The sequence below is a fragment of the Massilia orientalis genome (genome assembly GCF_030411975.2).
Taxonomy (GTDB): Bacteria; Pseudomonadota; Gammaproteobacteria; order Burkholderiales; family Burkholderiaceae_D; genus Telluria; species Telluria orientalis.
On sequence record NZ_JASNRB020000016.1, the window covers coordinates 154,309 to 168,202 of the forward strand.

General features: G+C 67.2%; 13 protein-coding genes. 5 read left to right on the forward strand and 8 right to left on the reverse strand.

Annotation, left to right across the window (positions count from 1 at the left end; all coding sequences use genetic code 11):
• Nucleotides 1–23 precede the first annotated feature (23 nt).
• Together QPK29_RS23865 and QPK29_RS23870 are read left to right on the forward strand one after the other, a co-directional pair.
• Nucleotides 24–482 carry a rhodanese-like domain-containing protein gene (locus QPK29_RS23865; protein WP_056123207.1) on the forward strand — a complete coding sequence of 153 codons (459 nt, stop codon included), beginning with the start codon at nucleotides 24–26 and terminating at the stop codon, nucleotides 480–482.
• A 100-nt stretch (nucleotides 483–582) separates the two neighbouring features.
• Nucleotides 583–1,671: an NHL domain-containing protein gene (locus QPK29_RS23870; protein WP_371768588.1), complete on the forward strand. Its 1,089-nt coding sequence runs from the start codon at nucleotides 583–585 to the stop codon at nucleotides 1,669–1,671.
• Here QPK29_RS23870 and QPK29_RS23875 read toward each other — a convergent pair whose 3' ends face one another.
• The 3 genes from QPK29_RS23875 to QPK29_RS23885 all read right to left on the reverse strand — a co-directional run bounded on the left by QPK29_RS23875 (nucleotide 1,672) and on the right by QPK29_RS23885 (nucleotide 7,705).
• A complete protein-coding gene (locus tag QPK29_RS23875) occupies nucleotides 1,672–3,030 on the reverse strand; it encodes a TAXI family TRAP transporter solute-binding subunit (RefSeq protein ID WP_371768589.1) in 1,359 nt (452 codons plus the stop codon).
• Between the two features lie 10 nt (nucleotides 3,031–3,040).
• Nucleotides 3,041–6,415, reverse strand: coding sequence for a transglycosylase domain-containing protein (locus tag QPK29_RS23880; protein WP_371768842.1), 3,375 nt, complete (start codon nucleotides 6,413–6,415; stop codon nucleotides 3,041–3,043).
• 489 nt (nucleotides 6,416–6,904) lie between these two features.
• Nucleotides 6,905–7,705 (reverse strand): competence/damage-inducible protein A, encoded by an 801-nt coding sequence (locus QPK29_RS23885; protein WP_371768590.1) that lies wholly within the window; start codon nucleotides 7,703–7,705, stop codon nucleotides 6,905–6,907.
• Nucleotides 7,706–7,883: 178 nt separating this feature from the next.
• Here QPK29_RS23885 and QPK29_RS23890 point away from each other — a divergent pair, with 178 nt between their 5' ends.
• Nucleotides 7,884–9,116, forward strand: a complete 1,233-nt coding sequence (locus QPK29_RS23890; RefSeq protein WP_371768591.1) for a WD40/YVTN/BNR-like repeat-containing protein — start codon at nucleotides 7,884–7,886, stop codon at nucleotides 9,114–9,116.
• Between the two features lie 6 nt (nucleotides 9,117–9,122).
• On the opposite strand, the gene QPK29_RS23895 is transcribed toward QPK29_RS23890, so the two are convergent.
• From QPK29_RS23895 to QPK29_RS23910, 4 genes are read right to left on the reverse strand one after another with little or no spacing between them, the layout of a single operon-like run.
• A complete protein-coding gene (locus QPK29_RS23895; protein ID WP_371768592.1) occupies nucleotides 9,123–9,941 on the reverse strand; it encodes an EI24 domain-containing protein in 819 nt (272 codons plus the stop codon).
• Nucleotides 9,938–10,933 carry a sterol desaturase family protein gene (locus tag QPK29_RS23900; RefSeq protein ID WP_371768593.1) on the reverse strand — a complete coding sequence of 332 codons (996 nt, stop codon included), beginning with the start codon at nucleotides 10,931–10,933 and terminating at the stop codon, nucleotides 9,938–9,940. The genes QPK29_RS23895 and QPK29_RS23900 overlap by 4 nt, the downstream gene beginning before the upstream one ends.
• Before the next feature lie 21 nt (nucleotides 10,934–10,954).
• Entirely contained in the window at nucleotides 10,955–11,713 is a 759-nt protein-coding gene (locus QPK29_RS23905; RefSeq protein WP_371768594.1) for a polysaccharide deacetylase family protein, read from the reverse strand.
• The gene (locus tag QPK29_RS23910; protein ID WP_371768595.1) at nucleotides 11,713–12,684 is read right to left on the reverse strand and encodes a YVTN family beta-propeller repeat protein; all 972 of its coding nucleotides are present in this window, start codon (nucleotides 12,682–12,684) and stop codon (nucleotides 11,713–11,715) included. Before QPK29_RS23910 ends, QPK29_RS23905 begins: the two co-directional genes overlap by 1 nt.
• Nucleotides 12,685–12,870: 186 nt before the next feature.
• Here QPK29_RS23910 and QPK29_RS23915 point away from each other — a divergent pair, with 186 nt between their 5' ends.
• Both QPK29_RS23915 and QPK29_RS23920 read left to right on the forward strand, forming a co-directional pair.
• Nucleotides 12,871–13,227: an FKBP-type peptidyl-prolyl cis-trans isomerase gene (locus tag QPK29_RS23915; RefSeq protein WP_036235195.1), complete on the forward strand. Its 357-nt coding sequence runs from the start codon at nucleotides 12,871–12,873 to the stop codon at nucleotides 13,225–13,227.
• Nucleotides 13,228–13,311: 84 nt separating this feature from the next.
• A complete protein-coding gene (locus QPK29_RS23920; protein WP_371768596.1) occupies nucleotides 13,312–13,563 on the forward strand; it encodes an acyl-CoA-binding protein in 252 nt (83 codons plus the stop codon).
• A 12-nt stretch (nucleotides 13,564–13,575) separates the two neighbouring features.
• Here QPK29_RS23920 and QPK29_RS23925 read toward each other — a convergent pair whose 3' ends face one another.
• On the reverse strand, nucleotides 13,576–13,854 hold the full coding sequence (locus QPK29_RS23925) for a polyhydroxyalkanoic acid system family protein (protein ID WP_056123174.1): 279 nt from the start codon (nucleotides 13,852–13,854) through the stop codon (nucleotides 13,576–13,578).
• Between the last annotated feature and the right edge of the window lie 40 nt (nucleotides 13,855–13,894).

Below are 13,894 nucleotides of genomic sequence, written 5' to 3' on the forward strand. Positions count from 1 at the left end.
CCAGCCTACAAGGAATTGATGACATGACTACGACCGACGAGATCCTCGCAGACGCCAGGGCCCGTACGCCCGGCCAGCCGTACGCGGGCGCCGTCACGCCCCGGGAAGCGTTCGAACTCCTGCAAGCCGACCCCAGGGTGAAACTGGTCGACGTGCGCACGAATGCGGAGCGCGACTGGGTCGGCCGCCCCGCGATCCCGGAAACCCAGCACGGCGCCGTGCAATGGACGTTGTACCCCGGCGGTGCGCCGAACCCGGATTTCGCGACGCAGCTGCAGAACGTGGCGACCCCGGACGACGTCGTGCTGTTCCTGTGCCGTTCCGGCGTGCGTTCGCGCCACGCCGCGCGCACCGCCACGGAACTGGGCTACCGGAATGCGTTCGACATCCTGGAAGGCTTCGAGGGCGATCGCGATCCGGAAGGCCACCGCAAGACGGTCGGCGGCTGGTGCAAGGCCGGCCTGCCCTGGATCGGCGCCTGAACTTTCGCCCGGACTCCCGGTCGCACGTGAGAATCGCAGAGATTCGCCATGGTGCGCGCGTGCTAGCATGCGGGCTCACTGCTGACCTGGAGATGTAGCCATGACGACCCTATCCGCTGTCCCTGCCCGCCTGCGCGTGCGCCTCCTGTGCGCCGGCATCGCAGCGCTGCTGTGCGCGTGCGGTCCCGGCGGCCCGAAGCGCGAGACGGACGACGGCAAGGACGGCGATTCCGGCCCGAGCACGGGCATCAGCGTGCTGGCCGGCGACGCCGCCACCGGCGGCACGGTGGACAGGAAAGGCGCGGCCGCCCGGTTCAACACGCCGCGCGGCCTGGCGGTCGACACGAACGGCAACGTGTACGTGGCGGACGAGGGCAATGCCGCCATCCGCAAGATCGCACCGGACGGCACGGTCAGCACGTTCGCCGGCGTGGCAGGTTCCAGCGGCACGGCCGACGGCAAGGGCAACCGCGCCCGCTTCACGCAACCCACCGCCGTCACGATCGACGGCAGCGGCGACCTGTACGTCCTGGACGGCACGACGATCCGCAAGATCACCTCCGACGGCACCGTCACCACCGTGACCCGGCTCTCGTTCGGCAATTTCGGCATCGACCCGCAGAACATGCCGGCCGGGATCGCGGCCGACAACAACGGCAACCTGTACGTCACGTCGGGCGTCGACACGCGGCGCATCCCGGTCGCGAATCCGAACCGCGCCACGACGCTCGAAACGGGCGCCGTCGCGTCCATCTACGGCACGGGCCAGCTGGTGCCGCGCGGCGTGGTCGTCGACCCCGACGGCACCGTGTACGTGGCCGACCTGTTCCGCACCCTCAGCCGTGCCACGTCCGGCGCCACCGCACTCACGACCTTCGTCGGCGCGCGCAACCAGTTCGGCAACGCCGACGGCAATGCGTCGACCGCCCGCTTCCAGCAACTGATCGCGCTGGCCATCGACAAGGACGGCAATCTGTACGGCGCCGATGCCATCAACAACACGGTGCGCAAGATCACGACGCCGGACGGCATTGTCGCGACACCCGCCGGCACGGCCGCGTCGACGACGCTGCGGACCGGCAAGCTGCCCGGCAGCTTCGCGCAGCTGCGCGGCATCGCGGTCGACGGCAGCGGCAACCTGTACGCGTCGTCGGGCAATGCGGTCGTGAAGATCGTCCTGGCGCAGTAATTACGCGGCGTTCTTCGCGGCCAGCATGAGCCGCACGCGCTGGCGCACGAAGTTGATGTGGCTGCGCAGGCCATATAACGCATCCGCGTAAGCGAGCGGGATCGAGATGTGGTTGACGCGCTGCTCGATGCCGTCGAGGCGGCGCAGCAACTCTTCCCGTGCCTCGTCGCGGTGTTCGTCCTTCGCGTTTTCCAGCGCCTGCTCGACGGCGCGCAACTCGCCGTACCAGCGGTACACGCGCGAGCGGATGCGCCACACGTACAGCGGCGGCACGATCTTCGACAGCGGAATGATCAGCGCCGCCAGCGCCACCACGACGACCCACAGCCGGTCGAACAGGTTCGCCAGCCAGAACGACAGGTAGCGCTGCAGGAACGGCGGACCGTCGCGGTAGTATTTCGCCGCCTCCCGCGCCACCGGGATCTCCGTGTAGCGCGGCGACGGGAATTGGCCCTGCTGCTGGAACCAGCCCGTCCCGCCATGGATCTCCGTGGCCGCCTTGACGAACAGATCGATCAATGCAGGATGCAGGTCCGCGCGCGCGACCAGCGTGGCCGTCGGCGCGATCAGATGAAAATCCTGGGCCGGGATGTCGCGTCCGAGGTCGACGATCCCGCGCGGCAGCACGACGTGCGTGAGGAACGGCAGCCGGCGCGTGTACGCCTCCGCCTGGCGGAAATTGAAGAGGCGAATGCCCGGCGTCTGCAGCAGCATCTGGATCAGCGGCGCTTCCGGCGCGGAGCTGAACACGAGGCCATCGATATGCCCCGCCAGCAACTCCACGGTGGCGGGCGTGTTCTCGAGCGCGGAGAGCTTCAGTTGGCGCGGCTCCAGGCCGTTCACGGCGAGGATCTGGCGGAACAGCTTCGGCACGCCCGTCCCTTCCGGCCCGAGGTTGATGCGCAGGCCTTTCAGCTGCACGATGCTGTCCATGTCGCGCTTGCGGCCGTGCGCATCGCGCTCGCGCAGGAACAGCCAGACGGGTTCCGTGAACAGGCTGCCCAGCGACACGAGGCCGCGCCGCTCGGCCTGCGCCTCGCTCGTCGACCCGCTCTGCACGAACGCGATATCGGCCTTGCCGTCGATGAGGCGCTGCAGGTTGTCTTCCGATCCCAGCGTGCGCTGCGGATCGACCTTGATCCCGTCGCGGGCCAGGATGGTCGCGTACTTGCGGCCGAATTCCTCGTACGCGCTGTTCTCCTGCCCCGTCGCGAGGATCACGTGGCGCGGCGGCGCGGGGTCGACGACGATGTACGCGACGATGCACGCGGCCAGCACGAGCACGGCCGTCGGCGCGACCGCCACCAGCAGGTCGCGCAACGAGACGAGACTGAATTTACGCAGCGGGAGCCGCTTCATGCGGCCCGGCTCACTGCAGCACTTCTTCCACGGCGGCCGGCTTGGGACGCGCGGGCTTCGGTGGCGGCGCGTCCGGACCCTCGCGCTTGACCGCCGGCTTGTGCGGCGCCGGCTTCGGCGGAACGTCGGCGTCGGCCTTGCGGAGGCTGACCGCCTTCGGATGATCTTCCGCGGCCGGCTTCTTCACCGCGGGCTTCTCGGCCGGCTTCTCGGCGGCCTTCACCGCCGGCCTGGCAACCGGTTTCGCAACCGGCTTCGCGACCGGTTCCTCGACGGCCGGGGCCTCCACCGGCGGCGCGGCATCGGCCGGCACGGGCTGCTCGGTGTCGCGCGCGACGGCATCCGCCGGGCCCGCCGGCGCCGGCGCGGCACGTTCGACGTGCAGGCCCGGGATGGTGACCGTGTCCTGGTGCTGGATCATCGGCATCAGGCTCGGCGCCAGTTTCACGAGCAGCTGCACGGGCAGCGCGCTGGTGAAGTCGTAGTGCGCGGAATCCGGACCGTGGACGTACGCCGTCATGCTGCCGAAGAAGCGCTCGCCGATGTTGAACACGAACGTCGCCGAGCGGTTCACGTAGCGCGATTCGATTAGGCGGTGGCCGGCGCCGTAGACGTCGAAGCGCTGGTCACCCGTACCCGTCTTGCCGCCCAGCGCGATCACGCTGCCGTCGTCCTTGACGAACGCCGTCTTTGCGCGCTTGGCCGTACCTTCCTGCACGACGCCGCGGATGGCGTTGACGACGGCGCGCGCCACCTGGGGATTCAGCACCTGCTCGCCCTTCTCCGCGTCGCCGCGCTTGACGAGGGTCTCGTACGGCGTGTCCTTGGCGAAATGCAGCGAGTCGATGCGCTGCGTGGGCTTGCGCACGCCGCCGTTGATGAGGATGCCCATCAGCTCGGCCAGCGCGATCGGACGGTCGGCCGACGCGCCCAGCGTGGTCGCGTACGACGGCACGAGCGAGTCGAACGGGTAGCCCATCTTCTTCCACTGCGCGTGGATCTTGAGGAAGGCCTCCACTTCGATCAGGCCGGCGATGCGCTTGTCCTGGGCATGCTTGCGGTGCGTCTTGAACAGCCACGAATACACTTCCTGGCGTTCCTTCGTCGACGCGCCGACGACTTCGTCCCAGCCCGCTTTCGGATGCGTGCGCAGGTAGCCCACGAGCCACAGTTCGAGCGGGTGCACGGAGGCGACGTAGCCGCGGTCGGCCAGCGACATGTTCGCGACGGCGTACTGGTCGTACATCTTGGCGATGCGCTCGTCGTCCACCTCGGCGTCGGCCGGCAGGTACTTGTGCAGGAAGGTGCCGAATTCGGCCAGCGACGCGTCCGGGTAGATCGTGCGGTGCACGGCCGCGACCTTCGACGCCCGGATGCGCACGCCCTGCATCAGCGCCGTCTCGACCTCGTCCCAGTTCTTGCCGCGGTACTTGTTCCAGAAGCGGGCCAGGAAATCCTTGCCTTCGCGGTCGGCGAAGCGCGACAGATATTCCGCGCGGCGCGGATCGTCGGCGTCGGCCAGCAGTTGCGCGGACGAGCCGGGCAGCTGGAACATGTAGTAGCGCACGACGTCGCGCATCAGGCGCACGAACACGAGGTTCGTCGAGTTCTGCAGCGCCTGCTGGACGGTGAGGATGCGGCTGTCGTCCAGCTTGCTGAAGTTGCCGAAGATGTGCACGCCGCCGCCCGTGAAGAACGCTTCGCCCGGGTTGCCCGAATACTTGCGCTCCATCGCCGCGCCCAGCATCGGCACGAGGCCGCGGTCGGCGCCGTCCGGCAAGGTCTGGAAGTAGTCGACGGCCCACTGGGTCAGGCGGTCTTTCGGATCGACCTTGACCTGGGCGAGTTCCGCTTTCGACATCGGCTCGTAGCGCTGGTGCAGCTGGTCGACGATGTCGAGATAGGTCGTCAGGGTGCGCAGCTTCGCGGTCGAACCGAGGTCGAGCTTGGCGCCCTCGTTGATGTCGAGCGGCTGGTCGTAGTTGTCGGTCTGGACGCGCAGGTAGTTGACCTTGTCGCCCCGCTCCATCAGCGTGAAGCTGTACACGACCTTGGACGGATCGCCGTTGCCCAGCATGCCCTTGCCCGTGAGGCCCGCTTCCGCGGCCGCTTCGTTGTCGGTCAGCTTGCGCAAGGTGGCCGTCACGGCCTTCTGTGCGTCCGAATTCAAGGTCGTCACCACCGACAGGTCGAGGCGGTCGAGGTTGTACAGGCGCGAGTCGCCCAGCAGGGTGGCGAGGTGGTTGCGCACGGCGTTGGCGGCCTTGCGCGTGACGAACGTGTTCGCGGGCGGCGGGGCGACGCCGGAACCGAGTGCCGGATGCAGCACGGTGGCGATGGCCGCGTCGCGCAGCGCGGGCGAAATGACGCCGGCCTGCGCGAGCACGCGCAGGTGCGAGTTCGTGAGGATTTCCAGGTCCTTCTCGCCGGCGCCCAGGTAGTACGCGGGGCGGCGCTGCGCGATCATCAGCGACAGCGCTTCCTTGTACACCAATGCGAATTCGGGCGTGACCTGCCTGCTCGAGAGGATACGGTTCACTTCCGCGAAATCGCGGCCGTACCAGACCCACATGCCGTCGCCGATGCCGTTCACCTCGCCGTAGCCGAGCTTGGCCGACAGCGGCACGGTGTTCAGGTATTCGAGCACGATGCGGCGCCGGGTCGGGCCCGTGTTCTCGCCGTCCAGGTAGGAACGCAGCGTGGCCGACGCCATCTGGCGCAGCTTGTCGCCCAGCGAGGCCGTGCGGCCTTCCGGCGAGTGGCGGTATTTTTCGATCTGCGTGGCGAGCGTGCTGCCGCCGGCGACGCGGCCGCCGCTGCCCACGCCGATCGAGTGCAAGGTCTTGTCGAACACGGCTTTCGAGAAGCGGTCCCATTCGACGGCCGGGTTACGCTTCGGATACGTCGTGTCGAGCAGCTCGCGGTTCTCGATGAACAGCAGGCTCTTCACGAGCAGCTGCGGCGTGGCGTCGAACTTCTCGTACAGGCGCTCGGGGAAGCGGGCCGAGAACAGCGGCTCGCCGCTGTAATCGAGGATGTCGAGGCCGGCGCGCGTCTTTTCGTGGTACGTGGCGAACAGGCCCATGTCGGCCAGTTCCAGCATCTTGGGCGACATGCGCGCCTGTTCGACGACGACGTAGTCGCGCGTCTTGAGCTTGGCCAGGTAGTTCGGCAGGTTCGAGTAGCCGAGGCGCTCGTCGTACGGGCTGGCCTGCGGGAAGCGGATCGCGTCGCTCGGGCCCTTGGCCATGCGGTAGTTGAGTTTCTTCGTCAGGCCGGCGAAGAAGTGCGCTTCGAGCGCCGACGTGCGGCTTTCGTAGACCGCCAGGCCGGCCGCACCCGCGACGGCGAGCAGCAGCAGCACGAGGAACGTGCGCTTGACCATGCGCCAGCGGCGCCTGGGCGGCGCCGGCGGCGGCTCGGGCGGCGTGTCCGCTCCGACCCCGCCGGGTTCGACGGCGGGCTCGAGGCTGGAGTCGAAATTCGGCTCCTGGCGCGAGGGGATATTGCGGACAGGGAGATCCTGCTCGGCTGCCACGGCGGGAATGCCGGCCAATGCAGGCTGGCCCGGCGCAGCCTGGCCAAGAATGCGGCGCAGCGCGCGGGAGAAGAAACGGGGCCGTCGTTGACGGCGAATACTATCCATGATGGCTCAACCGGTTTGAAACACGCCTGCAAATCCCGTCAACCTGCTCGCCATCCTGCCGCTGGTCGGTTCGAGTGATCCAGGTCGTAAAAGTTCACAAAGCTACGGCGACCTCACTCCGGATCGCCCCTGCTCACAGACATCATTCCACCACATCAATGTGACATGCAGGAACCGCTCACGCAGTTTTTTGACGTCGTCCTGACATTTTCGCAAAAAAACAACGGCTCAGTTCGAACGGCTGTCCACCGCCCGCAACGGTTGCACCTCCGCCCCCATTTTTTCCAGCTCCACGCACATATCGGTCCAGGCCGCTTCAACCTGGCCGGGATCGCCTTTTACCCCCAATTCGATATGGCGCCGCGTGTGCGCATCGCCCACGCTGGGCAGGCTGAACACGCGCACGGCGGGGTAGCGTGCTTCCAGTGCTTCCATCAGCGGCGTGAGCGCGGCCTCCGCCGCCTCGACCACCAGCAGCGACTTTTCGAGCCGCGCCTCGCGGTGGAATTTGTCCGCGTACAGCGTATCGAGCACCCACGCGATCATCGGCCACGCCATCACGGGAAAACCGGGCACGAAATGGTGCCGCGCCACCGTGAAGCCGGGGATGCGGTTGTACGGATTCGGGATCAGGCTGGCGCCCGCGGGGAATTCCGCCATCCTGAAGCGCTGCAGGTTCTCCGGCGCTTCCAGGTCGGCGTCCGGACCGGCCGTCTCGCGGATGCGCTCCTCGATCAACGCGCGCCCTTGCGGATGCAGTGCGAGCGGCACGCCCAGCGCCGCCGCCGCGCACTGGCGCGTGTGGTCGTCCGGCGTGGCGCCGATGCCGCCGCAGGAAAACACGATGTCGCGACTTGCGAACGTGCGCCGCAGCAGGGCCGTGATGCGTTCCGGTTCGTCGCCGACGATCTCGGCCCACGCCAGGCGCAAGCCGCGCTCGCGCAGGAGTTCGGTCACCTTGGGCAGGTGCTGGTCGCGGCGTTTCCCGGACAGGATCTCGTCGCCGATGATGATGAGACCGAATGCCATGCAGTCCTCCATGCGTCCAGTGTGCCACAGTGCGCCGGAGCCTGCCGCGCCCGTGGCCGCGTACCGTGTGTGACATTTGCGGACAAACTCGTGACAAAGGCCCCCAAGACGCTACACGGCCCCCCTCCTAGAATCGGCGCGCCGGCCGCGGGCTGCGCGGCGCCGAACAGGATGAACGATGATTCCATCAGGACGACATGTCGCCGGCGCGTGCGCGCTGGCCCTTTTGCTTGCCGGTTGCGGCGGCTCGGACGATCCGGCCGCAGCGCCCCCGGTCGCCACCCAGCCGACGGCCCCCGTTGCCCAACCCGCGCGCGCCGACGTGCTGGCGACGGCGGCCGGCGGCATCGACAGCATTGCCTTCAGTGGCGACACTGCCTGGCTGTCGCTGTCGAATACCGCGACCACCGACACGGCCGTGGTACGCGCCGGCCTGCCGCTGCGGGCGGATTCCGCGTGGAGCGGCGTCGCGCTCGGCGAATGCGGCCTCGCACGCGAGGACAGCGGCACCTGGCCGCTGCGTGCACCATCGTTGCGCATGCTGGGATCCGATCTGTGGCTGTTCCAGCCTTGGTACGACAAGGGCCCGGACGCGCGCCCCGAACACGCGCTGTGCGCGTTGAGCGCGGACCGGACCACCTTCGTGCCGCGCGACGCCGGCCTGAAAGCGTGCGTGGGCAGCGTGTGCACGACGTTGTCGATGGACGAGCTGAAACGGGTGGACGACCGCCTGTACACGAATGCCGGCGGCGGCCAGAACGTGCTCGCGTCGAACGACGGCGGCGCCCATTGGCGCGTGCTGACGGGCTTCTTCGACCAGGACATCTGCACCCATCCCGCGTTCGAGATCGTCGGCGACCGCCTGCTCGTCGGCGGCGAATGCCCGCTGGATTCCGCGTTCCTGCGCGCCTACCAGCTGGCTGCGGATGGCGTCAGCCTCGCATCGCGCGCCGCCCTGCCCGTCGCCTTGCCGGAACTGGAAAACCGCAACGTGCAATTCATCCAGGCGACAGGCACCCAGCGCGTGTTCGCCGGCGTCGAGGGCGGCCTGCTGCGCAGCGAGGACGGTGGCAAGTCCTTCAAGTTCGTGATCCGGCATCCGCTCAGCGGCGGCAACAACTACCCGTACATCCGGCACCTGCTGGCCCTCGCGGGCAAGCCGGACACGCTCGTCGCGGGCGGCTTCGACAAGGCGACGCAGAAGCCGTACCTGGCCTGGTCGAAGGATGGCGGCACGACGTGGACGGACCTCTCGACCCTGCTGCCCGGCTATGCGCGCGACCTGGACGATGCGTCGGTGGCGGAAGTGACGGCCATCGCCCAGGATCCGCAGGGACGCGTGCTCGTCACCGTCAACGAGTCACAAGGCGCGCAGGGCCGCCTCGTGCTCGTCACGCTCGGCACGCCCTGAAGCGGTTCAGGCGTCTTTCGTTACCTGGCCGGCCCGCAGGTCGGCCAGCGCCTGCAGGCAGAAGTACTGGAACCACAGGCCCGTGAAAATGAAGATCACGAGGTAGAGCCAGATCGACAGCACGGCCAGGAACGGGAACAGCACGACGGAGAACAGCGCGCCGCCGATCCACGCGACACCCGGCAGCGCGCCCAGCAGCCCGGACACGGTGCCGATCAGCAGCAGGGAGCGCTTGTGCGCGTGCACGATCGTGCGGCGTTCTTCCAGGCTCGCGTGGATGGCGAGCGCGTCGTACCCCATCACGCGCGCCGTCAGCCAGCCCCACAGCACGGCCTGCACGACGATGGCGACGGGCGCCAGCGCGTACAGCGGCAGCGTGACGAGCCACAGCAGCGCGAACACGACGATGCCCGACAGGTTGACGCCCAGGCTGCCCATGAAGCTGCCGCCCTCCTTCCGTTCGAGCGTGGGGAACTGCACGCGGCTGACGTGGCGCGCGATGGCGGGCATCGCGCCGACGCCGATGAACAGCAGCGACGTGATGATCATCAGCGGCAGCAGCACGAGCATCGCCACGAGCGGGATCACGAGCGTTTTCAGGAAACCGAGGCCCAAGGTGGCGAGGATGCTGCCGCTCGTCTCGAACAGGCCGTAGTCGGCGAAGACCGCGTGCAGCCAGTCCAGCAGCGGCTGCATGCCGGCGTACAGCAGGCCGCCCCACAACGCCAGCGACAGCAGCAGCGGCACGATGGACAACAGCAGCATGCGTCCCGAGAACTGGGAGCGCAGCGCGCGGCCGTAGGCGATGGCGACGGGGCGCATCATGCCGCGTTGCGCCGGTTGCCGGCTTCGACGAGGCGCACGAGGCCGAGCCACTGCTGGCGCCAGAAACCGCGGCCGTAGTCGCGGGCGGGACGGACGGTGCCGTCCGGATTGGTGCGCGCGAACTGGTCGCGCACGCCCGTGCCATGCCAGCCGGGCGCGAAGTTGGCGGTGCCGAACAGCTGGTCCCAGGCGGGCAGCAGCACGCCGAAATTACAGCCGCCCAGCTCGCGCCCCTGCGATTCGTGGCCGATGCCGACGGCGTGGTGCGTGCGGTGGAAGCGCGGCGACACGAGCAGGCGCTCGCCCAGGCGGCCGAAGTGGATGCGCACGTTCGCGTGCTGCAGGCTTTGCAGCGCGCGCGAGACGGAGACGAGCAGCACGTACTGGCTCGGCGCCACGCCGATCGCCAGCGCGATGACGGCCATGTAGACGTCGCGCAGCAGATCGTCCAGCAGGTGGTTGCGGTCGTCGCTCCACAGGTTCATGTTCTGCTGGCTGTGGTGCAGGCTGTGCAGGGCCCACCACCAGCGGAACTTGTGCTGGCCGCGGTGGAACCAGTAATCGAAGAAGTCCAGCACGACGAGGTACATGAGGAAGCCGGCGAGCGGGTGGAAGCCCGTCATCAGGTTCTCCAGGTTGAACGGGCGGACGCCTTCCATGCGCAGCGCCGCGGCGATGCCGTCCATGACCGGGTCGAGCGTGAAGAACACGGCCATGCTGAAGAAACCGAGCCGATGGATCAGCGTGTAGATGAAATCGTTGATGCGCGCGCGGCGGTCCGTCATCTTCTGTGCCGGGATGACGGCTTCCAGCGGCCGCAGCACGAGGTACAGGGCGGCCACTTCGCACAGGCCGGCGAGGAACCATTCGACGCCTTCGAAGGCGTCTTCGATGTATTCGCCGAGACCCATGGCGAACATCGCGGGTTCGACCGCGTTCTCGAACAGCCATCCCTGCAGGAAGGCGAAACCATCGAGGAAATGCTGGCTCATGTCGTTGGCTGGATCATGTTTTTATCGGTAGTCCGGATGCGCTCTCAGTGTAGCGAAACAGAAGCCTTTGCGCTCGAGACCGGAGATCAGCGGTTCGAGGTTCGCGGGCATCCACGGGTCCTTGCGCGACCAGATGCCCATGTGGGCCATGAAGATGTCGCCATCCTTCAGGTTGTCCAGGGCGCGCTTCAGCAGCACGGCGTTGGGGAACTTGTCGCTGGACGTCTCGTCGCCCGAGAAGCCGGCCGGCGCCCAGCCCGCGTGTTGATAACCGCATGCCCTGGCGGCCGCGAGGATGTTGGGCGAGCTGTGGCCGCCCGGCGTGCGGAAGATCGGGTCCAGGCGGCGGCCCGTCAGCTGTTCGAAGCGCGTGTCGACGCGGCGCAGCTCGTCGCAGTACTGCTGCTGCGACCACGTCTGCTTTTGCCCCGCGTGCGCGCCGAACTGCGGCTTGACGACGATGCGGCCATCCGCCTCGTCGCGCTGGAAATACACGTGGTCGAACGTGTGGCTGCCGAACGCATGGCCTTCCGCCACGCGGGCCTTCCAGTAGTCCGCCCACGACGGATCGAGCGACCAGTCGCCGCGCACCGTCTTCTCGTTGGCGAGGAAGAACGTGGCCTTGATGTGGTGGCGGCGCAGCGTGTCGGCGATCAGCCCGGCCTGCGACTGGCTGCCCGTGTCGAACGTCAGGTAGATCGTGCCCTTGCACGCGGGCGCGTCACCCGCGTGCGCGACGGAGGCGACGCCCAGCAGAAACCCGACAGCAGCACGCAGCATCACATCCGCGGCGCCGAGTTGGCGAAGAACACACCGTGCGGCGAACGCCCGACGGGGATCATCTTGATGACCTTGCGGCTGGCGACGTCGATCACGGCGACCTTCTTGATCCAGCGGAGCGTCACCCACAAGGTCTTGCCGTCGTTCGTCAGTTCCATGCAGTCCGGGCCGCCCGGCACGGGGATCATGCCGACGTTTTCCAGCGTGGTCTGGTCGATGATGTTGATCGAGTTCTGCACGCGGTTCGACACGAACACGTGGCGGCGGTCGCCGAGGGCGCGGAAGTTGTGGGCGCCGTTGCCCGTCTTGATGCGCTTGACGGTCTTCTGCGCGCGCCAGTCGATCACCTCGACGTAGTCGCTGCCCATGATCCCGACGAGCAGGTACTTGTCGTCCGGCGTCATCGCGATGCCGGCCGGAAGCTTGCCGACCGGGAGGGTCCATTTGACGGTCTGCGTCTTCAGGTCGATGGCGCTGACCTGGTCGCTCCCCTGCTGCGTGACGAACGCGGTCGTGCTGGCCGCGTCGAACGCGATGTGGCTGGGCATGCGCGCGAGCGGCAGGCGTTTGCTCAGCAACAGGTTGCCGCCTTCGTACTTGTAGACGTCGACGCGGTCCAGGCGCAGCGACGCCGACACGAACCACTTCTGGTCCGGCGAAAAGCCGATCTGGTACGGGTCGAGCACGTCCGCCAGGCGGCGCTGGATCTTGCCCGAGACGGGGTCGAGGAAGATCAGTTCGTTGCCGACGGAGCTGGCGACGATGACCGACTTGTTGTCCGGCGTGGCCATCAGGTGATGAGGCTCCTTGCCGACCGCAAACGTACCGTTGTCGGCGCCCGTCTTCTGGTCGAGCAGCTGGACGGTGGCATCGCGCGAATTGAGCACGACCACGACGTTCGCATGGGCAGCCTGGATGGCCGAAAACATTGTAAAACCGAAGACGAGGGACTTGTGGAGGCGACGCAGCATGGAACGACACAGGCTCAGTGGAAGGAAGCTTTATTCTACGGGGAAACTTGAACGCTCCGAAGCGTAGAACGATGGAATCGCACACAAGCGGCGCGCGGCCGCAACACAGTGGACAGAGCGTTAATAGCGCTTTGACAGGTCATGGACTACAATCGGCCTTTCACTCTGAATAACAAGGGAAGATCCATGTCCATCACCACCACGAATTCCGGCCTGCAATACGAAGACACCGTCGTCGGCAGCGGCGCCGAAGCGAAGGCCGGCAACTACGTGACCGTGCACTACACCGGCTGGCTGCAGAACGACGACGGCAGCACCGGCGTCAAGTTCGACTCCAGCAAGGACCGCAACGACCCGTTCCAGTTTCCGCTGGGCGCCGGCCACGTGATCCGCGGCTGGGACGAAGGCGTGCAGGGCATGAAGGTGGGCGGTGCGCGCCGCCTGATCATCCCGGCGAGCCTGGGCTACGGCGCGCGCGGCGCCGGCGGCGTGATTCCGCCGAACGCCACGCTGATCTTCGACGTCGAACTCCTCGACGTTTGAGCAACTCTTCTAAAATACGGTCGAGTTAGGCGTGATTCCGATGACGATGCGCTAAGATGCCCGCACATCGTCAAAGGAGTTACCATGAGTTTGCAAGAACAGTTCGCCCAGGCCCAGATCGATTCGAAGAACCTGCCCGAGCGTCCGGACAACATGACCCTGCTGAAGATCTACGCATTGTTCAAGCAGGGTTCGAGCGGCGACGTCACGGGCGAGCGCCCCGGCTTCACCGACATGGTCGGCCGCGCCAAGTACGACGCGTGGGCCGCGCTGAAAGGCACGGCACGGGAAGACGCGATGCAGCAGTACGTCGACCTGATCGAATACCTGAAGTAATCAGCTGCTGACTCAGTTACTGAATACCTTGCGCATGCTTTCCGCCACCTTCTGCTCGATGGTGGCCGCGAAAGCACTCATCAAAAATCCCAGCTTGATGCGCAACGCGGCCTGGCGCTCGCCCAGGGTGAGCGCCCCCTCCACGCCGCTGCGGGCGAAACGCAGCACGTCCCCGTCCCAATTGCACGTCAGGCCATATTCGCGAGCCAGCTTGTCCGCCACCTTTTGCGCCGCGGCGCGCGCGTCGGTCTGGCTCAGGCTGTGCGGCTGGGTGATGCTGATGTCCGGCATTCGATTTCCTTACTGATTCAAAGCAAACAGCCCGCCATGA